This is a genomic window from Terrabacter sp. 2YAF2 (assembly GCF_052114705.1).
In the GTDB taxonomy this organism is placed as follows: Bacteria; Actinomycetota; Actinomycetes; order Actinomycetales; family Dermatophilaceae; genus Terrabacter.
The window spans coordinates 1-26,423 of record NZ_JBFRFG010000024.1 but is presented as its reverse complement, the minus strand read 5'-3'; the positions used below and the strand labels follow the sequence as shown (position 1 = coordinate 26,423).

The window sequence follows — 26,423 nt, the reverse complement described above, 5'->3', positions numbered from 1 at the left end:
CAGCAACCAAGGGGACCGCATGACCCAGCAGGACCAGGAGGCCGCGCCGTCGCGTCGCGGCGGCCGCTTCCGTATGCCGTCACGCCAGGGGGCGTCGGCCGGTGCCGCCGCGCCGGTGGCGGCGGCAGCCACCGGCACGACGGGTGGTCGCGCGCACGCCGTTCCGGCGTCGACGAGCCGTGGCATCCGCCAGATCACTGCGCCGATCACCCGCTCCATCGAGCAGGTGGCCGACCAGACCGAGGGTGTCTGGCGTCCGGTCGCCGGCCTCGTGCGGTGGATCTCCCCGCTCGGGTGGACGATCCTCGCACTCGGCGTCGTCTGCTGGGCCGTCGGCGCGCGGTGGGGGTGGACGGAGCTGCTCATGGTCGCCGCTGCGGCCCTGCTCCTCTTCGTCGTCTGCTTCGTCCTCGCGCTCGGACGGACCAAGGTCCGCATCCTCGCCGAGGTCGACCCGCGACGGGTCGTCGTCGGCGAACCCGCGACCGGGCGGATCCTCGTCACCAACGAGGCGCGCACGCCGATGCTGCCGATCCTCGTCGAGCTGCCCGTCGGCCTGTCGGCCGCACGCTTCGTGCTGCCCGCGCTGACCCCGGGCAGCGAGCACGAGGAGCTCTTCGTCGTCCCGACCTCGCGCCGCGGCGTCATCCAGGTCGGCCCCGCGACGACCGTGCAGGGCGACCCGCTCGGCCTGATGCGCCGCACCCTGACGTGGACCGAGCGCACCGAGCTCTTCGTCCACCCGCGCACCGTCGCCCTGGAGTCGCTGGGGGCCGGTCTGCTGCGAGACCTCGAAGGCAGCACCACCGAGGACGTCTCGATGAGCGACCTCGCCTTCCACGCGCTCCGGGAGTACCAGCCGGGTGACGACCGCCGCTACATCCACTGGCGCAGCTCGGCCAAGGCCGGCAAGCTCCTCGTGCGCCAGTTCCTCGACACCCGGCGCTCGCACGTGACGGTCATCGTCGACCCCGACCCGGAGCAGTACCGCTCCGGCCACGGCAGGACGGGGCGCTCCGACCGCGACGTCGAGCGCGACGTCATGGCGGCCAACGCCCCGACGGCGATCCAGGCCGACGTCGAGACGGCGATCTCGGTCGGCAGCTCGATCATGGTCCGCGTCATGCTCGACGAGCAGGACGCCACCATCGTCTGCGGCACGCAGAAGGTGACGAAGTCGGTCCCGCAGGTGGGCCTCGACGCGATGTCGCGGGTCGAGCCCGGACCGGTCGACCTCTTCACCACCTCGCTCGACGCGGTCGAGCTGGCCCCCGACACGAGCACCTGCTTCCTCGTGACCGGGCCGCACCGCCCGTTCGTCGAGCTGCAGCGCGCGGCCGGACAGTTCCCGCCCGAGGTCACGCGCGTCATCGTCGTCATCGACCCGATGGCCGACCACGGCATCCGTCATGGTGGCGGCCTCGTCATCCTCACGCTCTCCGCGCTCGAGGACCTCCGCACGCTTCTCGTCTCAGGGGTGGCCCGATGAGCTCACCGATGTCACCGGGCCCGGCAGGCTCCACGGGCTCGATCCCGGCACCGCCTCCGTCCGCGCTGGTCAAGCCGCCGACGGCCGGCGAGCGCCTCCGTGCCCAGCTGGTCCGTCTGCGCCCGACCGTCCCCCACCTCGTCGACGCCGGCTTCACCCTGGTGCTCGTGGCGCTGGCCCTCGTCGGCTTCCGCACGACCTTCTTCGGACTCGGCTGGCTCTGGGTCGGACTCGCCGGCCTCGTCATCGGCCTGCTCGTCACCCACGTCACCGCGACGTTCCGGGCCTACGGCATCGTCACGCTGCTCGCGGTCGCGGCGGCCTACCTCCTGCTCGGCGGGCCCGTCGCGGTTCGCGAGGACCTCGTCGCGGGCTTCATCCCGTCGGGGCAGACGTTCGCGACGCTCGTGCACATGGCGGTGCCCGGCTGGAAGGAGCTGCTGACGGCGCTCGCTCCGGTCGACTCCGAGGGCCCCTACATGGCCCTGCCGTTCCTCTTCGGGCTCGTCGGGGCCGTGCTGACCTACGGAGTCGCGCGTCGCTGGGCCGGTGCCGTGTTGGCGCTCGTCGCGCCGGTGGTGCTCCTCGTCGCGTCGATCGTGCTCGGCACACTGACTCCCGCGGCGACGCTGCTCCAGGGCGCCGTCTTCGCCCTCGTCGCCATCGGCTGGACTGCGCTCCGCAGCAACCGCAACCGGCCCGCCCTGCAGAACGGCGCCGGCCGCACCACCCGGGCGGTCACGACTGCCGCGCTACTCGCCGTCGCGACCGTGGGTGGCTTCTTCGTCGGGCCGTTGCTGCCGGGTGCCGACGGGGCGGACCGCACCGTCTTCCGGTCGGCGCTCGTCCCGCCCGCCGACGTGGCCCAGTACCCGTCCCCGCTCGCCGGCTTCCGGCAATACACCGAACCCAACGGCGCCCAGCTCTTCGACAAGACCCTGCTGACGGTCAAGGGCCTGCCGCAGGGCGTGCCGGTGCGCATCGCCGCTCTCGACTCCTACGACGACTTCGTCTGGGGCGCCGGCAACGTCGCCAACGACGGCTCCGGAGACACCCCCGACGGCGCGGGCTTCCGCAAGGTCGGCAGCCACATCGCGGCCGAGGGCGCCGGCGACCCGGTGACGGCAACGGTCAGCGTTCCGGCCGGTGGCTACAGCGACGTGTGGCTGCCGACGTTCGGCACGGTCACCGGTCTCGACTTCGGCGGCCCCCGCGCCGACCAGCTCAGGGGCGACCTGCGCTTCAACGTCGACACCAACACCGGTGTGCTGCCCGAGAAGCTCCAGGCCGGCGACACCTACACCGTCACCGCCCTGGCCCAGAAGGTCGACGCCGAGCTGCCGAAGAGCGTCGACGTCGCCGACGGCACCGTCGTCGACAGCCAGAACCTGACGTTCATCGACGACAAGATCTCGCCGTGGACCGAGCGCGTCGACGGCCAGTGGGAGAAGGTCGTCGCCGTCGCCAAGGCCATGCAGGACGGCGCCTACACCGACGGCGGCGCGCCCGGCGACTACCAGAACATCTTCCTCCCGGGCCACAGCCTCCGGCGGATGACGCAGTTCATGAAGGCCACCCAGCTCGCCGGCGACGACGAGCAGTACGCCGCCGGGCTGGCCCTCGCGGCCAACCGACTCGGAGTGCCGGCGCGCGTCGTCCTCGGCGCCGAGCCCGACGCCACCGGCGCCATCAAGGGCAAGGACGTCCACGCCTGGGTCGAGGTCGCGCGGGCCGACGGGTCGTGGCAGCCGATCTACTGGAAGCAGTTCGTCCCGGACCGCAACAAGAAGCCGCAGCAGCTGATCCAGAAGTCCGAGGAGAAGAAGACCGGCGCCCAGGTGCCGCCGCCCGCGGCGAACAACCCGCCGAGCGTCCTCCAGGGTCCCGACCAGGCGCAGAACGCGACCCAGCTGAAGACCCCGCAGAAGGACGACAAGAACCCGCTCGACCCGAACAACTGGCCGGACTGGCTGCGCTGGCTCCTCTTCGTCGTCGTCATCCCGCTGCTCGTGCTGCTGCTCGTCTACGGCGCCATCCGCGGGGCCAAGTGGCTCCGCCGGCGGCGTCGGCGCACGACGGGCGAGACCGCGAGCCGGGTCAGCGGCGGCTGGCGCGAGGTCGTCGACACCGCCCGCGACCTGCGCATGCCCCTGCCGGTCAAGGGAACCCGGCTCGAGCAGGCGCGCGCTCTCGAGGAGCACGTCTTCGGTCCCGCGCCCGAGAAGCCGAGCCCGGTCGTCGACGGCGCCGTCATCGGCGCCCCCGCCAAGGCGAGTGCCCAGCTCCCCCCGGCCCCCGGCTCTGGTCCCTCCGAGGGTGGGGAGGTGAGCACTCGACAGGCTGGCGACCTGGCCCTCGTGCCGCTCGCGGCCGCCGCCAACGGTCACGTCTTCGACGTCACCGAGCCGACGCCGGAGGAGGTCGACGCCTTCTGGGCCGACGTCGAGACGGCGCGCCAGCGGATCCGGAGCGAGCAGAGCTTCTGGCAGAGGCTGCGTGGCGACGTCTCGCTGCGCACCTTCCGAGACCACCTACCGAACGGCTCCGGCCTCGGGCCCGCCCGCGTCCGCACCTCGCGCCGCCAAGGCCGAGATGCGCCCGCGCGACGCGAACCGGCGACGACGACCCGCCGCGGCACCATGGCCCCCAGCGCCAAGAGCGCTCGGGCGGCACGAAAGGGAAGAGACGCGTGAAGCTGAAGTTCGTCCTCCGCTCCGGGGACCGCGAGACCGACCTCGTCGCGACGACGGACTCCGCGACCACGGTCGGTGACCTCGCCTCCTATCTCGCGGCCGCCGACCCGAACCGCTCGAGCGTGCTCGGGGTCGACACCGCGATGACACTCGCCCTCGTCGACCAGGACCTGCGCGGGCTCGACCCGCGCTCCACGGTCGCCGAGAGCGGTCTGCAGTCGGGCATGCGCGTCTCGGTGACCCGCGCCGGGGAGGGCTTCGTGGACCGGGGCCGTCCAGCGGCCGTCGCCCTCATCCGGTCCGGCCCCGACGCGGGCAAGGAGTTCCCGCTCGCCCGCGGGACGGCATACGTCGGCCGTGGTCGGGGCTGCGAGGTGCAGCTGTCCGACGAGTCGGTCTCGCGCAAGCACGCCAAGCTCGTCATCCAGGAGGTCGTCGAGGTCGTCGACCTCGGCTCGGCCAACGGCATCACCGCCGGCGGGCAGCAGGTGACGCGCGCGCACCTCAAGAGCGGCGACGTCGTGCGCGTCGGGGACACCGAGCTCGAGGTGCACCTCGAGGGAGACGGCGTCGTCAGCCGTCCCGGCAGCGGCGTCCTGTCCGGCGACGCCGGCACCGTTGCGTTCTCGCGCTCGCCCCGGGTCGCGCCGCTATTCTCCGGCCAGGAGTGGCAGGTGCCCGACCTGCCCGAGCGCGGCAAGCGGGGCCCGATGCCGCTCGTCGCGATGGTCGTGCCGCTGCTCATGGGCATCGTCATGTACCTCATCACGCGCAGTGCGTTCTCGATCATCTTCATGCTGATGATGCCGATGATGATGGCCGGCACCTACTACGAGGCGCGGCGCCAGCAGAAGAAGGACTACGCGCAGGCGATGGCGGACTTCCGCGAGGACCTCGAGCTGCTCTCCCAGCGCATCCGGGGCTCGCTCGAGGTCGAGGGCAACACCCGGCGTGCCGAGCACCCCAGCGGCGTCGACTGCCTCACCGCCGTCCGCGACCGGAGCGCGCTGCTGTGGACCCGCCGACGCGACGGCAACGGTTTCGGCGAGCTCCGCCTCGGCCTCGGCACGCGCCCGTCCCGGTCCGCGATCAAGATGCCCGCGGTCGGCCGCTCCAAGGCGGAGGCCTGGCTCGCGGTCTCGGAGGAGCTGCAGGGTCTCGAGGTCGTCCGCGACGTCCCCGTCGTGGCCACCCCCCTGACCGACGGCGCCGTCGGCATCGCCGGCCAGCGCGCGAGCGCTCTCGGCGCGGCCCGCTCCTTCGTGCTCCAGATGGCGTCGCTGCACTCACCGGCCGAGCTCGCCGTCTGCTCCTTCGCCTCCGGCAGCTCCGCGCGTGACTGGGACTTCCTCAAGTGGCTCCCGCACACGACGTCGCCGCACAGCCCGATCGAGGTCGACCACCTCGCTGCGAGCGCGCCCGGGTGCTCGGCCCTCGCCGACGCCCTCGAGGACATCATCGAGGCCAAGGGCACCGCGCAGGAGCAGGAGCAGGCGAACGCCGAGCGTCCCACCGTACTCGTGCTCGTCGAGAGCGACGCCCCCATCGACCGCAGCCGCCTCGTCGCGATCGCCGAGCGCGGCCACCGCCACGGCATCGTCGTGGTCTGGGTCGCGGAGACCCAGCAGCTGCTGCCGGCCGCGTGCCACACCTTCCTCGTCGTCAGCGACGACCACAGCTCGCTCGCCGGCTTCGTCCACGCGGGCGAGGAGGTGCAGCCCGTCGCCGTCGACCGCATCGGCTACGACGAGGCGATGGCGTGCGCGCGCCAGCTCGCGCCCGTCGTGGACGCCGGAGTGCCGGTGGACGACGCGAGCGACCTGCCCCGGGCCGTCTCGCTCCTCACCCTCGCCGGCACCGACCTCGCGAGCTCCGAACAGGCCGTCATCGAGAAGTGGGGCGAGTCGCGCTCGATCCTCACGGGCCCGTATGCGCCGGCGGTCCTGCCACGCAAGCCCGGCAACCTGCGCGCCATCGTCGGACAGTCGAGCCAGGGCACCTTCTCCGTCGACATCCGCTCCGACGGACCCCACGCGCTCGTCGGTGGCACGACCGGTGCCGGCAAGTCCGAGCTGCTCCAGGCGTGGATCCTCGGCATGGCCGCGGCCCACTCGCCGCAGCGCGTCACCTTCCTGCTCGTCGACTACAAGGGCGGCTCGGCCTTCCGCGACTGCGTCAAGCTGCCGCACACGGTCGGCCTCGTCACCGACCTGTCGCCGCACCTCGTGCGCCGCGCGCTCGCGTCGCTCGCGGCCGAGCTGCACTACCGCGAGCACCTGCTCGCCCGGCACAAGGCCAAGGACCTCGTCGAGCTCGAGCGACGCGGCGAGGTCGACGCCCCGCCCTCGCTCATCATCGTCGTCGACGAGTTCGCGGCCCTCGTCCAGGAGGTGCCCGAGTTCGTCGACGGGGTCGTCAACGTCGCCCAGCGCGGCCGTTCGCTCGGCCTGCACCTCATCCTCGCCACGCAGCGTCCCGCCGGTGTCATCAAGGACAACCTGCGCGCCAACACCAACCTGCGGATGGCGCTGCGCATGGCCGACGAGAACGACTCCGACGACGTGCTCGGCTCCAAGGAGGCCGCGTTCTTCGACCCCGCCCTCCCCGGCCGCGCCGTGTCCAAGACCGGCCCGGGCCGGCTCGTCCCCTTCCAGACGGGGTATGCCGGTGGGTGGACCTCGGACGTCCCGCCGCCGCCCGACATGAAGGTCGAGACGCTGACCTTCGGCCGCGGCACCGAGTGGGAGCCGCCGCGCGTCGAGGGCGCCGACGAGGCGGCCGACCTCGGCCCGACCGACATCCAGCGTCTCGTCGGCACGCTCGGCCGCGCCGCGCGCGTCGCCGAACTGCCCAAGCCCCGCAAGCCGTGGCTGCCCGACATGCGCGCGGTCTACGACCTCGCGACGCTGCCGACGGAGCGCCGCGACGACGAGCTCGTCTTCGGCGTGGCCGACGACCCGGACAACCAGGCCCAGCCCGAGATCGCCTTCCGCCCGGACAAGGAGGGCAACATCGCCATCTACGGCACGTCCGGCTCGGGCAAGTCCGTCTTCCTGCGCTCGATGGCGGTCGCGGCCGGCTACACGGTGCGCGGCGGCCCCTGCCACGTCTACGGCCTGGACTTCGGCAACCGCGGTCTCGCGATGCTCGAGACGCTGCCGCACGTCGGATCCATCGTGCCGGGCGGTGACCACGAGCGCGTCACGAGGCTGCTCCGCATGCTGCGCGCCACCATCGACGAACGCGCCTCGCGCTACTCGGCCGTCAGTGCCGCGACGATCACCGACTACCGCCGCCTGGCCGGTCGGCCCGACGAGCCGCGCGTGCTCGTGCTCATCGACAACATGACGGCGTTCCGGCAGGCCTACGAGGTGGGCGGACGCTTCCAGTGGCTCGACCTGCTGGCCGGTCTCGCGGCCGACGGGCGCCCCGTCGGCGTGCACTTCATCATCGCCTCCGACCAGCGCACCGGCCTGCCCACCAACCTCGCCGCGGCGGTGCAAGGACGGATCATCCTGCGCATGAGCAACGTCGACGACTACTCCGTCTTCGGCGTGCCCGGCGACGTCCTGACGATGGCCTCGCCGCCCGGACGAGGCCTCATGTCAGGCTCCGAGGTCCAGGTTGCGGTGCTCGGCGGCTCGTCCGACGTCACCGTCCAAGCCGCGGCGATCGAGGCCTTCGCCGACGCGACGCGCAAGGCTGGTGTCAGCCAGGCGCCGCCGATCGAGAGTCTCGCCGAGGTCATCCCGCTCGGCGACCTGCCCTCGGAGTTCGGAGGTCGACCCGTCGTCGGGGTTGCCTCCTCGAGCCTCGAGCCGCACGGCTTCGACCCGAAGGGCACCTTCATCATCACCGGGCCCTCCGGTTCGGGGCGCACGACGGCGGTCGCCACGACGGCGGCCGGCCTCTTCCGGTTCAGCTCGGCCTCGGCGCTCTACCTCATGACGCCGCGGCGGACCTCCGAGCTGCTCGACCTCGGCATCTGGACCGAGACCGCCGTCGGCGGGGAGGCGACGACGGCGCTCGCGACCCGACTCGCCGCCGACATCGAGGAGGGACGCGTCACGAGGCCGATCGCCGTCTTCGTCGAGCGCATCGACGACCTCGCCCCGTCGGGCGCCGAGAACGCCCTGACCACCCTGACCAAGGCCTGCGTCGACAACGACCAGCTCGTCGTCGCCGAGGGCGAGGCGGCCTTCTTCAGCAGCAACTTCGGCCTGCAGGCCCTGCTCAAGACGTCGCGCTCGGGCCTCGCCCTGCACCCGGACGGCAACGAGGGGCTCTCGGTCTTCAAGGCCAACCTCCCCGCCCTCAACCGGGCCGAGCTTCCCCCGGGACGCGGTTTCCTCATCGAGAAGGGCCGTTTCGAGCTGCTCCAAGCGGCCCTGCCGTGAGCTTGTCGAGCACGCCGAAAGCGTTGTGGCACAAGGGAATCGAAGGACGTTCACGGCATACGACAGCGGTGTCCGCGGGGGCGGCGAAACCATGGGGAGTGCTCCCCATCGACACGCCCCGAACGCTGACATAGGTTCCTGCATGTCGACGAAAGCCACCCATCGGACGAACCGCCCGAAGGTGTCAGAACGTCGAGAAGTTTCGAACAGCGCGGGCCTGCACGGTTGGTCCGGAAGAGAACTTCCCGAATCAGTCGGGGGAACACAGGCAAAGGAGAAGGTCATGGCTTGGCTCGGAATGAACGACGATGAGGTCAACGCTCAGGGCAACGTCCTGCAGCAGCAGGCGGAGGCCATCCAGAAGCTCATCACCAAGGTCGACCAGGAGGTCGAGTCCCTGAAGCAGAACTGGCAGGGTGACGACTCCAAGCAGTTCGAGCAGGAGTGGACCGGCACGCACCGTCCCGAGCTCCAGAAGGCCCAGAAGCTGCTCACCGAGATGAAGTCGACGATCGACCACGAGGTCCAGCAGCAGCGCAGCACCTCGTCGCAGTACTGATCGACCTTCGCTCACACAAGACCAACACACGCTTCACTTCTGAAGGGGAACTGACATGGCTGTTTACAAGAAGGGTATGAACGCCGACGCGGTGTCCGCGTCCGGTGACAAGCTCGTCGGCTACAAGGGCGAGCTCGACGGCATCGTCGAGGCCGTCAACGGCGCCGTCTCCACCATCAAGGGCAACTGGGGCGGCACCGACGCGGAGCAGTTCCAGAGCGACTGGCACGGCCAGCGCCAGGTCGTCTCGGCCGCCGGCGACAAGCTCGACGCCATGGGCAAGAAGTGCAAGACGAACGCGGAGACGCAGAAGCAGACGTCGTCGAAGTGAGCTTGGCGCTCGCGTGAGCCAGACGGCTCGGCGGTAGCCGTAGCGCGAAGGGTGGTCGCTCTCCCAGGGGAGGAGCGGCCGCCCTTTCGTGTGCCCGGCTCGTCGACCGGAGACGCCCAGATGTGCGTCATGTCACGTGCCGGCGAGATGAATTGGCGTTGGCACGCCACCGCCCCGTAGATTCTTCATCAGCAAGGCAGCAATGCAGAAGTATCTCCGGACAGGAGGCCCCTCGTGAGCCTGTTTCCCCTCGTGGCCGTCGTCGCCGACCGGCCCGACCTCGCCGACGCACTGACCCGACGCGGTTGCGTGCCCACCCCCGCCCAGGCGGCCGACGTCCTCGTCGTCGATGCCTCCTCGGCCGCGGACGACGAGGTGCGTGACGCGCTGGCCCACGGCCGGGGCGTCGTCGTCCTCGGTGCCCCGGCGAGCGCCCTGTCCGGTGTAACCGCTGGTGAGGACACCGCGACCGGAACCCTCCGGCCCGCCGTCCGCGTCGAGCGCGACACGGAGATCGGCGAGGACCTGCTGGCGCGCGTCGACCTCGGCGCCCTCCGTGCCTCCGGCTCGCTGGTCGTGCAGGCCCCGGCCCGTCCGCTGCTCGCCGCCGGCGGGGTGCCGGTGGCCGCCACCACGACGACCGAGGCGGGTCGTGCCGGTCGTGTCGGTCGTGTCGCCGTGCTGACCGTCGTCCCGGATGCGGCCTCGGCCGCCGGGGAGGAGTCGTTCGCCGAGCTCGTGCACAACGCCGTCTGCTTCGTCGCGCCGCGTCGGGTGCGCCCCGTTGACGGCGCCACCCACCCGCTGGTCCGCTCCGAGGCCTGGGCCGGGCTCAAGTCCGCCGTCACCGACCTCCGGTCTCTGCAGGTGGCCGACGGGTCCGTGCCGGACTCCGCCCACCACGAGGCCGCCGCAGGCCACGTCGGCCGCGTCGTCGCCGGCATCGAGGCCCTCGCGCCGCAGCTGCCGCACGACGCCGACTACCTCGAAGCCCTCGTCAAGGACTTCGGTCGCTGGGCCGACGGCGGGTTCGACGTGCCGGACTTCTACGACTCCCTCGTCGCGTTCGCGCCGGCACAGCACCGGGTCGACGGGCTCCCCCATCTCGTCGTCTTCCCGATGTACACCCAGAACGGCAACCCGGACCGCCAGGTCGAGGCCGTCCTGCTCGAGGTGATCTGGCCCGACTTCGTCGCCGAGCTCGAGGGCGGCGACTACTCCAACAAGCTCTTCCTGCCGATCCGCTTCCTCGACTTCACCGCGGGCTACGACACGAACTCCGCCGTGCTCTTCCCCGAGACCGTCGCGATGCGCGAGGTCCCGGCCTTCACGTGGGGCGGCATCTTCGCCGACCGTGAGGCGGCCCGGTTCCGTCGCGTCGTGTCCGAGGCGGCCGCGGTGACGCGCCTGTCCCTGCCGCCGGACGCCGCGCGCCTCATCGCGGACCAGGACCTCGCCGAGCGTGCCTTCGTCATGTGGGACCTCATCCACGACCGCACCCACATGCACGGGGACCTGCCCTTCGACCCGTTCATGATCAAGCAGCGGATGCCGTACTTCCTCTACTCGCTCGAGGAGCTGCGATGCGACCTCACGGCGTTCCGTGAGGCCGTCACGCTCGAGGCACAGGGCCACCCCTACGCGCGGTCGGTGCAGTATGCCGTCCTCTTCGACCGCATCTTCCGCTTCGCCATCACCGGTGACCGCACCCGCAACTACGACGGCCTGGGCGGACAGCTCCTCTTCGCCTGGCTGCACCAGCAGGGCGTGCTGCACTGGACCGACAACCGCCTCACGATCGAGTGGGACCGCGTGGCGGAGCCGGTGCTCGAGCTGGGCCGGAAGGTCGAGGACCTCTACTGGCGCTCGATCGACCGTCCCAAGACCGCGCACTGGCTGGCGGCCTACGACCTCGTCGCGTCCGTGCTGACGCCGCACCCGCTGTCGGCGTGGGACCGGCACCGCGACGGCGACCTGACCGCACTGCCTCTCGACGGGCCGCCCAAGGGGCTCACCGACGCGGTGCTGCCCGACGAGTTCCCGCTCTCGATGTTCTACGAGGCCCTGTCCAAGAAGATGAAGGGCGTCATCGAGTCGACGGCCGGGATCACCGGGGCGAGCGCGTGACCGCGACCGGCTCGGTCGGCTCGGTCGGCTCGGTGGCGTCGTCCGTGCGGGTCGTCGTCGTGACCGGCGCCACCGGAGCGACCGGGCGCGCGACCTGCGCCGCCGTGCTCGCCCGCGGTGAGCAGGTGGTGGCCGTCGGCCGCGACGCCGCCTCGCTCGAGTCGCTCCGCGCCGAGCTGGACGATGCGCTCGGTGACGACGCCGGCGGCCGTCTCGACACGCGCGTCTGCGACCTGCTCGACGGCGGTGCTGTCCAGGCCCTGGCCCGCGACGTCGTGGCGGACCACGGGCACGTCGACGCGCTCTTCCACCTCGTCGGTGGCTGGCGCGGCGGTGACCGTTTCACCGACTCGACCGACGACGACTGGCGCTGGCTCTCGGGCAACCTCGTCGACACGCTCCGGCACACGACCCTCGCGCTGCACGACCACCTGCTCGCCTCGGGGCGAGGCCGCGTGGCGATCGTGAGCGCGGCTGCCGCACAGGCACCCACGGCTGGCAACGCGGCATACGCCAGCGCGAAGGCAGCGGCCGAGACGTGGCTCGGCGCCCTCGCGGACTCCTTCGGGTCCGACGGGGCGACCCCGGGCTCGGCCGCGGTCATCGGTGTGGTGAGGTGGATCGGGACGGGTCGCACGGCGACCAGCCCGGCGGCGATCGCCGAGTGGCTCACCGGGCTGCTCGACGGGGATCCCTCAGCCCTCAACGGCGCGCGCGTCGACCTCTGACGCAATCGAAAGAGCACTTCGTCCGCCCCGTAGGCGCCCGGAGCTCGATCGAAAGAGCAATCCGTCCGCTGGGTCACCGCCCAGGCCGACCTGACCGACCGACTGACCGAGTGAGGACTCCCGTGACGACCCTGCACGACCCCGAGCGCCGCGGCTTCGCGTCCGACAACTACGCCGGCCTGCACCCCGAGGTGCTGGCCGCGCTCGCCGAGGCCAACGGCGGCCACGAGATCGCCTACGGCGAGGACGCCTACACGGCGCGGCTGCAGGAGGTCGTCGCGGGCCATGTCGGCGCGGGCGCCGTGACCTGGCCGGTCTTCAACGGCACCGGCGCCAACGTCGTGGCCCTCCAGGCGCTCCTGCCGCGCTGGGGCGCCGTCGTCTGCGCCGAGACGGCCCACATCAACACCGACGAGGGCGGGGCGCCGGAGCGGATGGGCAGCATCAAGCTGCTCACCGTGCCGACGCCGGACGGCAAGCTCACGCCGGAGCTCGTCGACCGGCAGGCCTGGGGCTTCGGCGACGAGCACCGCGCGCAGCCGCTCGTCGTGTCGATCACGCAGACCACCGAGCTCGGCACCTGCTACACGCCCGAGGAGGTGCGCGCCATCAGCGACCATGCGCACTCGCTGGGCATGCGGGTCCACCTCGACGGCGCCCGCATCTCCAACGCCGCCGCGACCCTCGGCACCGACCTGTCCGCCTTCACCGGCGAGGCCGGCGTCGACGTCGTGAGCCTCGGCGGCACCAAGAACGGCGGTCTCGCGGCCGAGGCGGTCGTCGTGGTGAACCCCGAGCTGGCCGCCGACCCGTCCCTCGGGCTCGTCCACGTGCGCAAGCTGTCGATGCAGCTGGCCTCCAAGATGCGCTTCGTGTCGGCACAGCTCATCGCGCTCTACGGCACCGACCTGTGGCTGCGGTCGGCCACGCACGCCAACGCGATGGCGACCCGCCTCGCGGCGGGCGTCGAGCCGCTTGCCGGCGTCACGGTCCAGCGCCCGGTGCAGGCCAACGCCGTCTTCGCGGTGCTCGACCGAGACGTCGCGAACGCGCTGCGCGAGCGGTTCCGGTTCTACGACTGGGACCCGGCCACCGGCGAGGTGCGCTGGATGTGCTCCTGGGACACGACGGAGGCCGACGTCGACGCCTTCCTCGCGGAGTTGCAACGGCTCCTCGGCGCCTGAGAGCTCCGTTTGCAGCGGCAGGGCCCGTACCTCGTCGAGGTGCGGGCCCTGCCCTGTGACGAAACTGGTCAGGCCGGGGCCGTCGTGAACCGCAGGTAGGGCTTGACCTCGTCGACGGCATCGGCGCCGAATCGCTCGCGGGCGTCGGCGGTCGAGACCGTCGGGGCGACGATGACCTTCTGGCCCTCGCGCCAGTCAGCGGGGGTCGAGAAGGGGCCGCTGTCGGTGAGTTGGAGGGCGTCGACGGCACGCAGGATCTCGTCGAAGTTGCGGCCGACGCTCTTGGGGTAGGTCAGCGACAGCCGGACCTTGTTGGCCGGGTCGATGACGAAGACCGAGCGGACGCCGGAGGTGTCGCCCTCGCCGGGGTGGATCATGTCGTAGAGCTCGGAGACCTGGCGGGAGTCGTCGGCGATGATCGGGTAGCCGACCTTGGCGCCGCCGACCTCCTCGATGTCGCCCTTCCACTCCTCGTGCTGCTCGATCGGGTCGACCGAGACGGCGAGCACCTTGACGCCGCGCTTGTTCCACTCGTCGTCGAGGGCGGCCACGCGGCCGAGCTCGGTGGTGCAGACCGGCGTGAAGTCGGCCGGGTGGCTGAAGAGGACGGCCCAGCTGGCGTCCTTCCAGTCGTGGAAGCGGATCGGGCCCTCGGTGGTCGTGGCCTCGAAGTCGGGGGCGATCTCGCCCAGTCGCGGTGTTGCCATTGGCTCGTCCTCTCGCGGTCGGGCGCACGGCGCGCCCCGGTCTGCGACTCATTGTGACCACAAGACCATGCATCGCGTTATGGGTGTCCAAATGTTGTGACGCGCACTCAGCGGGCACCCAGTCAAGCCGCCAAGACTTCCTCGAACCCTGTCGCCACCCCGAGGAGTCCGACGTGAGCGCTCTGCTCGACACGATCACCACCCAGGTCCTCCATGCACCGGTCTGGCTCGTGCTCCTCGTCGTCGGCGGGGTCGTCTTCGTCGAGGATGCGCTCTTCGTCGGCTTCGTCGTGCCGGGTGAGACGGTCGCGATCCTCGGCGGGGTCGCGGCCTCGCTGGGACACGTGCCGCTCGCGGCGGTCCTCGTCGTGGTCGTGGTCGCGGCCATCGTCGGCGACAGCGTCGGCTTCGAGGTCGGTCGCCATCTCGGCGGCCGGGTCGTGGGGCTCAGCGCCTTCGACCGGCACCGGGACCGCATCGACCGTGCGCAGGACTTCCTCGGTCGGAAAGGTGGCACCGCAGTGTTCCTGTCGCGCTGGACGGCCTTCCTGCGCGCCGTGATGCCGGCGCTCGCCGGGATGTCCAAGATGCACTACCCGACCTTCCTGGCCTGGAACGCGGCCGGCGGTATCGCCTGGGGGAGTGTCGTGGTCACCGCCGGCTACCTGGCCGGACAGTCGTACGCTCGCGTCGAGACGTGGCTCGGACGGGGTGCTGCCGTCGTCGTCGCGGTGGTCGTGGTCGTGGCGCTCGTCATCTGGCAGAAGCGGCGGCACAGCGCGGGCGCCGACGCGGGCCCCGAGGGTCGCGAGGGTCACGAGGGTCACGAGGCTCCGTCGCGTATGCCGTCGGCGGGCTGACGCGGGCCGACGCGGGCCGACGCCGGCCGACGCSGGCCGACGCCGGGCGCCGGGTTTGATAGTTCATCCTCTTTGCCCCATTTGGTCCCCAATCCGGGGATGACCTGTCATGCTCCTGCGCGGGGCGGCTGAGCCCCGCTTTGCCCCGACCCGAGCAGGAGCACCAGCGTGACCGCCCCCCAGACCTTCCACGGCATCGTCGCGAGCCGCCCGGAGCAGACCGTGCTGGACGACGACCGCGGGATCATCTTCTGGGTGCAGACCGACGACGACCCGCACACGGACGCCGCCCAGGTGTTCCTCTCGGCCACCCGCGCGGACCAGGTCGAGGGTCTCGACCTGGCGATCGGGTCGGAGCTCACCATCGAGGGAGCCCCGCTCGGCAACGGCGTCACCTGCGCCTCGGCCCTGCGGCTGGCGGAGCACCGCCGGCCGCGAGGTCGGGTGCTGGGCACCGTCGAGGTCCACGTCCCCGACCTGGCGCGCCTCGACCCGGGTCGCGAGCGTCGCTACCAGCTCCTGGTGTGGGGCGGTGTGGCGACCATCGTCGTGCTGGGTGTCATCGGGATGGTGAAGAGCAGCGTCGTCGGCAACATCGGTTTCATCTTCTTCCTCCTCTGGGGTGCGGTGCTGGTCTGGGACGACCTGCGCACCCGGAAGATCGACGACCGCGAGTACGCCGCACTGTCGAACGACCTCGTCACGGCCGTTAGGTCCCGGCTCAACATCGACGTGCCCCCGCAAGCGGTGTTCGACATGCTCGGCGGTGGCCTCGAGCGCACGGGCAACCCGTGGCGGCCGATGCGCCCCCGCCGGACGGGGCCGGCGTACTGGGTCGCCGAGGCGGTCGGGGCGCGGCTCGCGGTCGACATCACGCCGCAGCCGCTCCAGGCCAATGCCCCAGCCACCATCACGGTCGTGGCGGTCGACGAGGACCACCCGGCGTGACCACCGAGCTCCCTCCGCCCAGCGGCCCGCCGCTGGTCCCACCCGTGACGGCGACGCCCGGTCAGAGCGGTCAGCTGGTGCCGGCGCCCGGAGGGCGCAACGGACTCGCCATCGCTGCCCTGTGCTGCGGTCTCGCCGCCTTCGTTCCCCTGGTCGGCGTGCTCGCCGTCGTCTTCGGCGTCGTCGCCCTCAACCAGCTGCGAGGCGGCTTCCAGCGAGGTCGGGGCATGGCCATCACCGGCATCGTCCTGGGCGTGCTCGGCGTGCTCGCCTGGGCTGCGCTGCTCGCCATCGGCATCTTCGCCGGCGGGCCGGAGCGTGACGCCTCCGGGCAGGTCGCTCCGGCTCAGTCGGTGTTCCTCCAGGACCTCAAGGCGGGAGACTGCTTCGACGGCGTGCCGGCCACTCCGGACGCCGCGGTCGACGCGGTGACCTCCCGCGCCTGCAGCGGAGCGCACGAGGCCCAGGTTGCCGCGATCGTCGAGCTCCGCGAAGGAGCCTTCCCCGGAGACAAGCAGGCCGCCGATCTCGCCGGACGGGCCTGCAGCGACGCGGTCGAGCCGCGGCTCCGCGACAACGTGACGGACACCGACCTGAGTTTCGTCTACCCCGACACGGCGCTCGCGTGGCGCCTCGACCGACACGCCGTCTGCATCCTCGCGGCAACGTCGGGCAAGCTCACCGGCTCGGTCCTGAAGTAGGTCGCCGACGCCACACGCACGTGAGGCCCCCTCCCAGCTGGGAGGGGGCCTCACGGCATACGTGCTCGGGTCGAGGTGATCGGCGACCGCGGTGGGTCGGCGATCACCTCGACCCGGGGATGATCGCTGGGGTCAGCGCGCCTCGGTGCCCGCGATGAACGCCTCGAGCTTGGCACGACCGAGGTCGTCGGGACGCTGCTCCGGCGGGGACTTCATGAGGTAGGACGAGGCGGACAGCAGGGCGCCGCCGATGCCACGGTCCTTGGCGATCTTCGCCGCGCGGATGGCGTCGATGATGATGCCGGCCGAGTTGGGGGAGTCCCAGACCTCGAGCTTGTACTCCAGGTTCAGCGGCACGTCACCGAAGGCGCGACCCTCGAGGCGCACGTAGGCCCACTTGCGGTCGTCGAGCCACGCGACGTAGTCGGACGGGCCGATGTGGACGTTCTTGCTGTCGACGAGGCCCGAGAGCGAGCCGGTCAGGTTGGACGTCACGGCCTGGGTCTTGGAGACCTTCTTGGACTCGAGACGCTCGCGCTCGAGCATGTTCTTGAAGTCCATGTTGCCGCCGACGTTGAGCTGGTACGTCCGGTCGAGCGCGACGCCGCGGTCCTCGAAGAGCTTGGCCATGACGCGGTGCGTGATGGTCGCGCCGACCTGGCTCTTGATGTCGTCACCGATGATCGGCACGCCGGCGGCCTCGAACTTCGCGGCCCACTCGGGGTCGGAGGCGATGAAGACCGGGAGCGCATTGACGAAGGCGACCTTCGCGTCGATGGCGCACTGCGCGTAGAACTTGTCGGCCTGCTCGGAGCCCACCGGGAGGTAGGAGACGAGGACGTCGACCTTGCGGTCCTTGAGCACCTGCACGACGTCGACCGGCTCGGCGGACGACTCGTCGATCGTCAGCTTGTAGTACTTGCCGAGGCCGTCGAGCGTGTGGCCGCGCTGGACCTCGACACCCGTGGTGGGGACGTCGGCGATCTTGATGGTGTTGTTCTCCGAGGCGTTGATGGCCTCGGACAGGTCCTTGCCGACCTTCTTGTCGTCGACGTCGAACGCGGCGACGAACTCGACGTCAGAGACGTGGTAGTCGCCGAACTTGACGTGCATGAGGCCGGGGACACCGGTGGTCGGGTCGGCGTCCTTGTAGTACTCGACGCCCTGCACGAGCGAGCTCGCGCAGTTGCCGACGCCGACGATGGCGACGCGTACGGATCCCATGGATCACTCCTTGTTGTTGGTGGTCGTGCTCTGGGGGGTGGTGATGTCGGTGGTGTCGTATGCCGCTGGGCCCGGGTCGAGGGCCGCGCGCCGTTCGGCGACGATGAGCTCCTCGAGCCAGCGGACCTCGCGCTCGGCGCGCTCCTCGCCGTGCTGCTGCAGCGCCAGGGTGTAGCTGTCCATGCGCTCGCGGCGCGCCTGGGAGGCGTCGCGGATGTTGGCGAGACGCTCCTCGAGGCGGGAGCGACGGCCCTCGAGGATCCGCAGCCGGACCTGGGCCTCGGTGCGGGAGAAGAAGGCGAAGCGGACGTCGAAGTCGTCGTCGTCCCAGGCGTCCGGGCCGCTGGCCGCGACGAGGTCCTGGAAGTGCTCCTTGCCGTCGGCGGTCAGCTCGTAGGTGATCCGGGGGCGCTTGCTCGTCCCGGTCGCCGCCTCGGTGGTCTCGTGGATCCAGCCCGAGTCGAGCAGCTGGCGCAGCGCCGGGTAGAGCGAGCCGTAGGACAGGGCGCGGAAGATGCCGAGCGCGGTGGTCAGCCGCTTGCGCAGCTCGTAGCCGTGCAGGGGACCGTCATGGAGCAGGCCGAGGACCGCGAACTCGAGCAGCGCGGCGCGGCGGCTCTGAGGACGTGGGGATGACGGCACGCCTTCACCATACAGGCAGATATATCGCTGCGATACATCGCCAGTCAAAGTGCGATCGAAAGAGCAATCCGTCCGTCGTGTGTGACCGCGCGGTCGCGCAGCGTGGGTACGGATTGCTCTTTCGATCGTCAGGGCGCGAGGACGTAGGTGGCGATGTAGGCCGTGCCGGTCGAGTTCGGGGATCCCTCGCCGAGCTGCACCGTGAGCCACTGCCCCCGACCCGCGGACTGGGGCACGGTCTCCCTGCCACCCTCCTGGACCTGTGAGGCCTGGCCGGTGAGGCCGTCGAGCGTGTAGTAGCCCGGGTTCGCCCGGAGGGAGCCGGTGCCGACGGTGCCGTAGGTGACGAGGTAGGGGCCGCTCGACGGTGCCTCGAGCTCGACCTTCCGGCGAGCGACATCGGTGAGTGGTCCGGCCGTGAGCGCCAGTAGCCGGTACGTGTAGCCCTGGTGCTCGAGCGCGTCCGGGACGAGGCCGACCACCTGCTGCGCCGCGTCGCGGACCTCGGTCTGCGGACCCAGCTCGTAGACGGCGGCGACGAGTCGCACCCCTGGCCGCGACACCGGCCGGTTCTGCCTGTCGACGAGGTCGATGTGGAGGGTGGCCGGGGTGCCCACCGTGACGTCGGCGGACCCCTGGCCGGACGGACCCAGCTCGAGACCGCCGACGGGCAGGTCGCCGCCCGGTGCCGTCGCCGAGCAGGACATCGAGACGTAGCCCTCCATGGCGCCGACCCGTGCCCGCACCATGAGGTCTCGGGCTGCTGTGGGCGAGGTCGTGGGGGCGTAGCACTCGACGGTGAGCGAGATCTTCGTCGTCGTCGGGTTCCAGTCGACGTCGAGCGAGCGCTGCCCGACGTTGCCGATGGCGCCGCCTGCCAGCAGGCTGTCGGCCGAGTGCGCCCGAAGGCGGAGGCCGTCCTTGATGATGTCGCCGTGGGCATCCGGAACGGCACGGTACGGCAGGCCGTCGGCGCCGATCATCGGGGCCGTGCTCGACGGCGTGCCGGCGGGAACGGTCGGGCTGGGCCGGCCGAGCGACGTCACGACCCCGACGGCCAGCGCGGCAACCGCGAGGGTGGCGCCGGCACCGACGGCCACCGCGCGGCGGCGCTTCGTCTGCATGACCTTCGCGGCGACGCCGGCCCGGAGGTCGGTGGCCGTGCCGAGGTCGTCGGCGTGGGTGGTCAGCTCGTCGCGCAGGTCGGTGAGGTTCATCGGACGCGCTCCTCGTCGGAGTTCGGCGCCAGGGTGGGGTCGATGCGGAGCTTGGCGAGGGCGCGGCTCGCCTGGCTCTTCACGGTGCCGACCGAGCACTGCATGATCTCGGCGGTCTCGGCCTCGGAGAGGTCCTCGTAGAACCGGAGCACGACGACGGCCCGCTGGCGTCTCGGTAGGCGCGCGAGCGCCCGCCAGAGGTCGGTGCGGTCGTCCACGCGTACGTCGTCGGCGGGACGGTGGCCGGAGCCCACGCCACGCTCGGGGAGCTCGGCCGTCGCCTCCTCGCCGTTCCAGCGCCGCCGCCACCAGCTCGAGTACGTGTTGACCATGACCCGACGGACGTAGGCGTCGGGCTGGCCCTCGATGCGCGCCCAGGCGAACCACGCCTTGGCGAGCGAGGTCTGCACGAGGTCCTCCGCCAGGGCGCGGTCGTGCGTCAGCAGGTATGCCGTCCGCAGCAGTCTCGTGGAGCGCGTCGCCACGAAGTCGTCGAAGGACCCTCGGTCCACGGCTGGTCCCCCTGTCAGCGGCCAGGTCGAGGAGCTGCTCGCCCCGGCGTCGGCGCTCGTCACGGTCGTCACACCCTGCAGGACCGGCTGGCCCGGGAGAAAGGTTGCACGTCATGCGGGGGTATGTGAAGCGAGCCTGTGGGGTGGTTGTGCCGCTCGTGTGAAGCGCCTCGCCGGTTTCGTCGTCCCGGTGCAGGTCGGGTCATACTGAGTGGCGGCTCGGGACGGTTCTCGGGCCTGATCAGTGAATGGAGCAGGTTGTGACGCAGAGCAGGCGCGACAAGAGCCGCACCGGCTGGAAGAAGTGGGCCATCGGCACCCTCAAGTGGGGCTCGATCGCCGCTGGCGTCCTGCTCGTGGTCGGTGTCATCGGCGTGGTCATCGCCTACAACCGGACCGCCATCCCGCAGCCGAACCAGCTCGCCAACAAGCAGGTCTCGATCGTCTACTACAGCGACGGCAAGACCGAGCTCGACCGCATCGCCGTCCAGGACGGCAACCGCGAGTCCGTGCCGCTCAGCAAGGTGCCGAAGTTCGTCCAGGACGCGCACATCGCGGCCGAAGACCGGACCTTCTACCAGAACAACGGCATCTCGGTCGGCGGCATCCTGCGCGCCGTCAAGACGAGCGTCACCGGCGAGACCCAGGTCGGCGGCTCCACCATCACCCAGCAGTACGTCAAGAACTACTTCCTCACGCAGGACCGGACCATCTCCCGCAAGGCCAAGGAGATCCTCATCGCCGTCAAGATCGACGGCCAGCTCTCCAAGTCCGAGATCCTCGAGAAGTACCTCAACACCATCTACTACGGCCGCGGCGCCTACGGCATCCAGAGCGCGGCGAAGGCGTACTTCGGCAAGGACGTCTCCCAGCTCACCGTCGGTGAGGGCGCGGTGCTCGCGTCGGTCCTCAACGCCCCGACGCTCTACGACCCCGCCCAGGGCCCGGCCGCCGAAGCCAACCTCACCAAGCGCTACGCATACGTCCTCGACGGCATGGTGCAGGAGGGCTGGCTCAGCGCCGCGGACCGGGCCAAGTACGCCGCGCTGCCGAAGATCCAGCCCTACAAGGGCAACAAGTTCTCGTCCGGTCCCAACGGGTTCATCACGGCGCAGGTCAAGAACGAGCTGCTCTCGACCGGCCTGTCCGAGCAGGACATCGACAAGGGCGGCCTGCGCATCGTCACGACGATCGACAAGAAGTCCCAGGACGCCGCGATCACGGCGATGCAGTCGAACCTGCCCAAGCAGGTGCAGGGCGGCCTCGTCGCGGTGCGACCCGGTGACGGCGCGGTCGTCGCGATGTACGGCGGCGCGGACTACTCGAAGTCGCAGTTCAACACCTCGACCCAGGCGATCATGCAGGGCGCCTCGAACTTCAAGCCGTTCGCCGTGCTCGCCGCGGTGCGCAGCGGCGTCTCGACGAAGACGAAGTTCGACGGCGACCAGCCCCAGGACATCGCCGGCACGACGATCACCAACTTCGGCGGCCGCTCGTACGGCATGGTCGACATGCGCCGGATGATCGGTCGCTCGATCAACACCGCCTTCGTCAACCTCAACAACACGATCGGGCCGGAGCTGACCCGGCAGGCGGCCATCGACGCCGGCATCCCGGAGAAGACGCCGGGGCTCGACGCGACGCTGACCAACGTCCTCGGCACCGCCTCGCCCCACGTCATCGACATGGCCACGGCCTACTCGACGATCGCCTCGCAGGGCGTGCGCGCCAAGCCGTACTTCGTCAAGAAGGTCACCTCGACGACGAGCGACTTCAGCTTCGAGGCCAAGGCCCAGACCAAGCGGGCGTTCGACAAGGACGTCACCGCCGACGTCACCGACGCGATGACCTACACCGTCAAGACCGGGGGCACGGCGACGAAGCTGCAGCGGCTCGGCCGTCCGGTCGCCGGCAAGACGGGCACGTCGTCCTACGCGAAGTCGATCTGGTTCTCCGGCTTCGTCCCGCAGCTGGCGGTGTCGATCGGCATGTACAAGCCCGACGCGCAAGGCAACCCGCAGACCCTCACGAGCTCCGAGGACACCAACCTCACGGGTGGCACGGTCCCCGCCGACGTCTTCTACGACTTCATGAAGGTCGCCCTCCAGGGGATGGAGGTTCAGGACTTCCCGGCGCGGGCAGGCGTCGGCGACGACAAGATCCCCACGCCGACGACGACCTTCACCCCGCCGCCGACCACGACGACGACGCAGGCGCCGACGACGACCACCACGCAGGCGCCGTCCACGACGACCACGCAGGCGCCGACGACCACGCAGGTCCCGACGACGACGCAGGCGCCGACGAGGACCAGGACCCGGACGGCGACGTCCACGCCGACCCTGACGGTGCCGCTGGGGCAGCGGTCGAGCCAGGGCAACACTCCTTGAGCCGGCGGTGCGGTCGGGGGCGTCACGGCCTGACGGGGCTGGTGCCTCGGTGACCGAGCAGGTCGACGACCCCGTCGTGCGGGCGGCCTCCGAGGTCATCGGGGGCCCCCGTGGGCGGTATGCCGCGGCGCACGAGCTTCCGTGGCTGCTCACGGCCGCACTCCTGTCGGCCCTGACAGCCGTCACCGCCGGGCTCGCCGTCCTGCTCCGCGTGCCGTGCCTGCGCACCGGCTTCAGCGGCGACACCCAGTTCTGGAGCGCGTGCTACGCCGACCTGCCCACCGCCTACCGCGACGCCAACGTCAAGGCCGGAATCGCCGCCTACCTCCAGGGTGGCGACGGCGCGCCGGTCACCGGTCAGCCGCCCCTGACCGGGCTGGTGCTCACCGCCGTCGCGAGCCTCACGCCGGACAACGGGTCGCTGGCGACGCGCGCGGTCTGGTACTTCGCGCTGTGGTCGGTGCTGCTGACGCTCCTGCTGCTCGCCGTCGTCTGGCTCGTCGCGTCGTCCGCCGCCCGGCCCTTCTCGGCCGCGCACGTCGCGCTGTCACCCGTCGTGGTGCTCGCCGGCTTCATCTCCGCCGACCTGCTGGGGGTGGCGCTCGCGAGCGCCGGCATGTGGGCGTGGTCGCGGCGCAACCCGACGCTCGCCGGGGTGCTGCTCGGGCTCGCCATCGGGGCCCGGTCGTATCCCGTGCTGGTCCTCGTGGCCATCGCGCTGCTCTGCGTGCGGTCCGGGCGGCTGCGCGAGATGGGCCGCGTCGTCGGCTATGCCCTGCTGACGTTCGGCGCCCTGCTCTCGGGGCTGTGGCTGCTCAACCGCGGAGCGGCCGCCTCCCCCTACCAGGGGTGGGCGTCCTCGGGCGCGGGCTACGGCTCGCCGTGGCTCCTGCCGCAGCTCGCCGGCCACCCCCTTCCCGAGGGGGCCGTGACGACGCTCGCGGTCGTCGGTTGGCTCCTCGCGCTCGTGGTCGGAGCCGTGCTCGCGCTGTCGTCCGCGCGGCGACCTACCATCGCCGAGGTGTCGCTCGTCATGGTCGGGATCGTCCTCGTCACGGGCAAGTCGTTCACGGTCCAGAGCTCCCTGTGGCTGGTGCCGCTCGTCGCGTGGTGCGCCCTGCAGTGGCGTGACCACCTCATCTGGGCCGGCGCCGAGGCACTCAACTTCGTCGCCGTATGGCTCACGATCGCCGCGACGACCGTGCCGGACCGTGGGCTGCCGGCGCCGTGGTATGCGTTCTTCTCGATGCTGCGCGTCGTGGCCGTGCTGTGGCTGGTGGCCGTGGTGTGGCTGCGGGCGCGGGGTCGGTGGGGTCGCGGGACGTCCGAGACCGACGACCTCGCCGGGCCGATGACCGGCGCGCCGGATCGGCTCATCGTCCGCTTCTCCTGAGCGTTCCCCCGAGCGTTCTCCTGGGCGCAGGGGCCGCGGGCTGCGCCGATTTCGGGGTATGCCGTCTCGCCCGGTAGTCTTGCCCAGTTCGCCGTGTGCCCGGTGGCCTGTGGATCAAACCGACCGATGTCGGCGCGGTCTGCGAGGCTGAACCCGGCTGGAAGATCAGGCCGGGCCCCGTGCCCGCGGTGGGACGAATGCAACCCTCCTGTCACGAGAGAGACTCGTGACCGCCGAGACCAGAGGAGGTGGGTTAGAAGCATGCGTCAGTACGAACTCATGGTCATCCTCGACCCGGAGACCGAAGAGCGCACCGTCGACAAGACGATGGACAAGTTCCTCACCGTCGTGAAGAACGACGGCGGCACCGTCGACAACGTCGACATCTGGGGCCGTCGCCGTCTCGCCTACGACATCAAGAAGAAGTCCGAGGGCATCTACGTCGTCGTCACCATGACGGCGGAGCCGGCCACCGCCCAGGAGCTCGATCGCCAGCTGAACCTCAGCGAGTCGATCATGCGCACCAAGCTGCTGCGCCCCGGCGCCTGATTCAGCGACAGTCACTGAACCCGCTCGATCACCCGACGAAGGACTGAACGGAGCCCACGCATGGCAGGCGACACCGTCATCACGATCATCGGCAACCTGACCGCCGACCCGGAGCTGCGTTTCACGCCGTCCGGGGCTGCGGTCGCGAACTTCACCGTGGCCTCGACGCCGCGGCAGTTCGACCGCCAGAGCAATGAGTGGAAGGACGGCGAGACGCTGTTCATGCGCTGCTCGGTGTGGCGCGACGCGGCGGAGAACGTCGCGGAGTCGTGCCAGCGGGGCATGCGCGTGATCGTGTCCGGCCGGCTGAAGTCTCGTTCCTACGAGACCAAGGAAGGCGAGAAGCGCACCGTCGTGGAGATGGACGTCGACGAGATCGGCCCGTCCCTGCGCAGTGCCACCGCGAAGGTCAACAAGACCCAGCGCGGCGGCGGCGGTGGCGGCTTCGGCGGCGGCCAGGGCGGCCAGGGCGGCGGCTGGAGCGGTGGCTCCGGCGGCCAGGCCGAGGACCCGTGGGCGACCGGCGGTTCCGCCGGTGGCCAGGCGGCCCCGGCTGCGAGTGGCGGCCAGCAGGGTGGCTGGAACAACCAGTCCTCCGGTGGCGGTCAGCAGAGTGGCGGCCAGCAGGGTGGCGGTTGGGGCGCAGCCCCCAGCTACGACGAGCCCCCCTTCTGATCGCGCTTCCTGATCGAGCTCGAGCAGGTCAGCACCGTCGTTCGGTGAAGTGAGCCGGACGGCATACCCACGTAGTTCTTAAACCCATCCCGGGGCACCAAACCCCGGGCTCTCATCAAGAAGGAGAGCACCACGATGGCAAAGCCCGTTGTGCGCAAGCCCAAGAAGAAGGCCAACCCGCTGAAGGCGGCGAAGGTCGAGAACATCGACTACAAGGACACTGCGCTCCTGCGCAAGTTCATCTCCGACCGCGGCAAGATCCGCGCGCGTCGCGTGACCGGTGTGTCCGTCCAGGAGCAGCGCCTCATCGCCACGGCCGTCAAGAACGCCCGTGAGATGGCCCTGCTGCCCTACTCGAGCTCGGCTCGCTGAGCTAGTTCGGGAACGAGGAGAACACCATGAAGCTCATTCTCACGCACGAGGTCTCCGGCCTCGGTGCCGCTGGTGACGTCGTCGAGGTCAAGGACGGCTACGGCCGCAACTTCCTGATGCCGCGCGGTCTCGCGACCCCGTGGACCAAGGGTGGCCAGAAGCAGGTCGACGCCCTGACCAAGGGTCGCGCGGTCCGCGAGATCAAGGACCTCGACCAGGCCAAGGGCATCAAGGGCCAGCTCGAGGCAACCTCGGTGAAGGTTCCGGCCAAGTCCGGCCAGTCCGGCCGCCTCTTCGGCGCCGTCAGCAACGGTGACATCGCCGCAGCCGTCAAGGCTGCCGGTGGCCCGGAGCTCGACAAGCGCAAGATCGAGGTCAAGCAGGCCATCAAGACGCTCGGCTCCTACGAGGCGACCGTCCGTCTGCACCCCGAGGTCGCGGCGACCCTCACCTTCGAGGTCGTCCCCGCCTGACCGTCGAGGTCTGATCGGCCGAAGGGCCGGGCTCCGCACCACGCGGAGCCCGGCCCTTCGTCATGCCCGGCCCCGTCGAGTGCCCAGTTTCCGGCGGGGCGGACTCAAGTCGTCTGCGCAACGGTGAGTAGTTCGTTGAGCCTAACGGCGGGGGTGTGGAAGCCGAGGGTGGCTCGGGGTCGGGTGTTGAGCAGGTGTTCGACGTGGGCGACGCGTTCGTCGGTGACAGTGGTGAAGTCGATGCCTTTGGGG

Annotated in this window: 22 protein-coding genes; 17 read left to right on the top strand and 5 right to left on the bottom strand. The window is 70.9% G+C overall.

Annotated features, from left to right (window positions below; translation table 11 throughout):
• The first annotated feature begins 19 nt into the window (after positions 1 to 19).
• The 8 genes from AB4030_RS19705 (at position 20) to AB4030_RS19670 (ending at position 13,508) form a co-directional block, all read left to right on the top strand.
• Entirely contained in the window at positions 20 to 1,489 is a 1,470-nt protein-coding gene (locus tag AB4030_RS19705) for a DUF58 domain-containing protein (RefSeq protein WP_442280902.1), read from the top strand.
• Positions 1,486 to 4,182 (top strand): transglutaminaseTgpA domain-containing protein, encoded by a 2,697-nt coding sequence (locus AB4030_RS19700; protein ID WP_442280901.1) that lies wholly within the window; start codon positions 1,486 to 1,488, stop codon positions 4,180 to 4,182. The genes AB4030_RS19705 and AB4030_RS19700 overlap by 4 nt, the downstream gene beginning before the upstream one ends.
• Positions 4,179 to 8,579: an FtsK/SpoIIIE domain-containing protein gene (locus AB4030_RS19695; protein ID WP_442280900.1), complete on the top strand. Its 4,401-nt coding sequence runs from the start codon at positions 4,179 to 4,181 to the stop codon at positions 8,577 to 8,579. Before AB4030_RS19700 ends, AB4030_RS19695 begins: the two co-directional genes overlap by 4 nt.
• Before the next feature lie 283 nt (positions 8,580 to 8,862).
• The gene (locus tag AB4030_RS19690) at positions 8,863 to 9,138 is read left to right on the top strand and encodes a WXG100 family type VII secretion target (RefSeq protein WP_081633740.1); all 276 of its coding nucleotides are present in this window, start codon (positions 8,863 to 8,865) and stop codon (positions 9,136 to 9,138) included.
• 55 nt (positions 9,139 to 9,193) lie between these two features.
• Entirely contained in the window at positions 9,194 to 9,469 is a 276-nt protein-coding gene (locus tag AB4030_RS19685) for a WXG100 family type VII secretion target (protein WP_344942552.1), read from the top strand.
• Between the two features lie 774 nt (positions 9,470 to 10,243).
• Positions 10,244 to 11,596, top strand: coding sequence for a DUF6421 family protein (locus tag AB4030_RS19680; RefSeq protein ID WP_442280917.1), 1,353 nt, complete (start codon positions 10,244 to 10,246; stop codon positions 11,594 to 11,596).
• A complete protein-coding gene (locus AB4030_RS19675; protein WP_442280899.1) occupies positions 11,593 to 12,324 on the top strand; it encodes an SDR family NAD(P)-dependent oxidoreductase in 732 nt (243 codons plus the stop codon). The genes AB4030_RS19680 and AB4030_RS19675 overlap by 4 nt, the downstream gene beginning before the upstream one ends.
• A gap of 122 nt (positions 12,325 to 12,446) precedes the next feature.
• A complete protein-coding gene (locus AB4030_RS19670; RefSeq protein ID WP_442280898.1) occupies positions 12,447 to 13,508 on the top strand; it encodes a threonine aldolase family protein in 1,062 nt (353 codons plus the stop codon).
• Positions 13,509 to 13,576: 68 nt separating this feature from the next.
• On the opposite strand, the gene AB4030_RS19665 is transcribed toward AB4030_RS19670, so the two are convergent.
• A complete protein-coding gene (locus tag AB4030_RS19665; RefSeq protein WP_442280897.1) occupies positions 13,577 to 14,215 on the bottom strand; it encodes a peroxiredoxin in 639 nt (212 codons plus the stop codon).
• A 173-nt stretch (positions 14,216 to 14,388) separates the two neighbouring features.
• Between AB4030_RS19665 and AB4030_RS19660 the strand changes: the two genes are divergently transcribed.
• From AB4030_RS19660 to AB4030_RS19650, 3 genes are all read left to right on the top strand, one after another.
• Positions 14,389 to 15,075 carry a DedA family protein gene (locus AB4030_RS19660; protein ID WP_442280896.1) on the top strand — a complete coding sequence of 229 codons (687 nt, stop codon included), beginning with the start codon at positions 14,389 to 14,391 and terminating at the stop codon, positions 15,073 to 15,075.
• Between the two features lie 168 nt (positions 15,076 to 15,243).
• Positions 15,244 to 16,023, top strand: a complete 780-nt coding sequence (locus AB4030_RS19655) for a hypothetical protein (protein WP_442280895.1) — start codon at positions 15,244 to 15,246, stop codon at positions 16,021 to 16,023.
• Positions 16,020 to 16,724 (top strand): DUF4190 domain-containing protein, encoded by a 705-nt coding sequence (locus tag AB4030_RS19650; protein WP_442280894.1) that lies wholly within the window; start codon positions 16,020 to 16,022, stop codon positions 16,722 to 16,724. Before AB4030_RS19655 ends, AB4030_RS19650 begins: the two co-directional genes overlap by 4 nt.
• Positions 16,725 to 16,856: 132 nt before the next feature.
• On the opposite strand, the gene AB4030_RS19645 is transcribed toward AB4030_RS19650, so the two are convergent.
• From AB4030_RS19645 to AB4030_RS19630, 4 genes are all read right to left on the bottom strand, one after another.
• Complete coding sequence (locus tag AB4030_RS19645; RefSeq protein ID WP_442280893.1) at positions 16,857 to 17,948, bottom strand: inositol-3-phosphate synthase; 1,092 nt, start codon at positions 17,946 to 17,948, stop codon at positions 16,857 to 16,859.
• 3 nt (positions 17,949 to 17,951) lie between these two features.
• Positions 17,952 to 18,590, bottom strand: a complete 639-nt coding sequence (locus tag AB4030_RS19640; protein ID WP_442280892.1) for a PadR family transcriptional regulator — start codon at positions 18,588 to 18,590, stop codon at positions 17,952 to 17,954.
• A gap of 128 nt (positions 18,591 to 18,718) precedes the next feature.
• The gene (locus tag AB4030_RS19635) at positions 18,719 to 19,807 is read right to left on the bottom strand and encodes a hypothetical protein (RefSeq protein WP_442280891.1); all 1,089 of its coding nucleotides are present in this window, start codon (positions 19,805 to 19,807) and stop codon (positions 18,719 to 18,721) included.
• Positions 19,804 to 20,382 carry a SigE family RNA polymerase sigma factor gene (locus AB4030_RS19630; protein ID WP_442280890.1) on the bottom strand — a complete coding sequence of 193 codons (579 nt, stop codon included), beginning with the start codon at positions 20,380 to 20,382 and terminating at the stop codon, positions 19,804 to 19,806. The genes AB4030_RS19635 and AB4030_RS19630 overlap by 4 nt, the downstream gene beginning before the upstream one ends.
• 197 nt (positions 20,383 to 20,579) lie before the next feature.
• Between AB4030_RS19630 and AB4030_RS19625 the strand changes: the two genes are divergently transcribed.
• The 6 genes from AB4030_RS19625 (at position 20,580) to rplI (ending at position 26,171) form a co-directional block, all read left to right on the top strand.
• Complete coding sequence (locus AB4030_RS19625; protein ID WP_442280889.1) at positions 20,580 to 22,709, top strand: transglycosylase domain-containing protein; 2,130 nt, start codon at positions 20,580 to 20,582, stop codon at positions 22,707 to 22,709.
• 49 nt (positions 22,710 to 22,758) lie between these two features.
• Complete coding sequence (locus AB4030_RS19620) at positions 22,759 to 24,102, top strand: glycosyltransferase 87 family protein (protein ID WP_442280888.1); 1,344 nt, start codon at positions 22,759 to 22,761, stop codon at positions 24,100 to 24,102.
• Positions 24,103 to 24,363: 261 nt separating this feature from the next.
• A complete protein-coding gene (gene rpsF / locus AB4030_RS19615; RefSeq protein WP_030197748.1) occupies positions 24,364 to 24,651 on the top strand; it encodes a 30S ribosomal protein S6 in 288 nt (95 codons plus the stop codon).
• A gap of 60 nt (positions 24,652 to 24,711) precedes the next feature.
• On the top strand, positions 24,712 to 25,326 hold the full coding sequence (locus tag AB4030_RS19610) for a single-stranded DNA-binding protein (protein ID WP_442280887.1): 615 nt from the start codon (positions 24,712 to 24,714) through the stop codon (positions 25,324 to 25,326).
• Positions 25,327 to 25,461: 135 nt separating this feature from the next.
• On the top strand, positions 25,462 to 25,698 hold the full coding sequence (gene rpsR, locus AB4030_RS19605) for a 30S ribosomal protein S18 (protein WP_013494395.1): 237 nt from the start codon (positions 25,462 to 25,464) through the stop codon (positions 25,696 to 25,698).
• Positions 25,699 to 25,724: 26 nt separating this feature from the next.
• Positions 25,725 to 26,171: a 50S ribosomal protein L9 gene (gene rplI, locus AB4030_RS19600; RefSeq protein WP_442280886.1), complete on the top strand. Its 447-nt coding sequence runs from the start codon at positions 25,725 to 25,727 to the stop codon at positions 26,169 to 26,171.
• Positions 26,172 to 26,423 lie beyond the last annotated feature (252 nt).

Bases quoted from the DNA above. Each gene is read 5' to 3' on its own strand.
- AB4030_RS19705 (WP_442280902.1), top strand. From the start codon at position 20: ATGACCCAGCAGGACCAGGAGGCCGCGCCGTCGCGTCGCGGCGGCCGC.
- AB4030_RS19700 (WP_442280901.1), top strand. From the start codon at position 1,486: ATGAGCTCACCGATGTCACCGGGCCCGGCAGGCTCCACGGGCTCGATC.
- AB4030_RS19690 (WP_081633740.1), top strand. From the start codon at position 8,863: ATGGCTTGGCTCGGAATGAACGACGATGAGGTCAACGCTCAGGGCAAC.
- AB4030_RS19685 (WP_344942552.1), top strand. From the start codon at position 9,194: ATGGCTGTTTACAAGAAGGGTATGAACGCCGACGCGGTGTCCGCGTCC.
- AB4030_RS19665 (WP_442280897.1), bottom strand. From the start codon at position 14,215: ATGGCAACACCGCGACTGGGCGAGATCGCCCCCGACTTCGAGGCCACG.
- AB4030_RS19645 (WP_442280893.1), bottom strand. From the start codon at position 17,948: ATGGGATCCGTACGCGTCGCCATCGTCGGCGTCGGCAACTGCGCGAGC.
- AB4030_RS19635 (WP_442280891.1), bottom strand. From the start codon at position 19,807: ATGAACCTCACCGACCTGCGCGACGAGCTGACCACCCACGCCGACGAC.
- rpsF (WP_030197748.1), top strand. From the start codon at position 24,364: ATGCGTCAGTACGAACTCATGGTCATCCTCGACCCGGAGACCGAAGAG.
- AB4030_RS19610 (WP_442280887.1), top strand. From the start codon at position 24,712: ATGGCAGGCGACACCGTCATCACGATCATCGGCAACCTGACCGCCGAC.
- rpsR (WP_013494395.1), top strand. From the start codon at position 25,462: ATGGCAAAGCCCGTTGTGCGCAAGCCCAAGAAGAAGGCCAACCCGCTG.
- rplI (WP_442280886.1), top strand. From the start codon at position 25,725: ATGAAGCTCATTCTCACGCACGAGGTCTCCGGCCTCGGTGCCGCTGGT.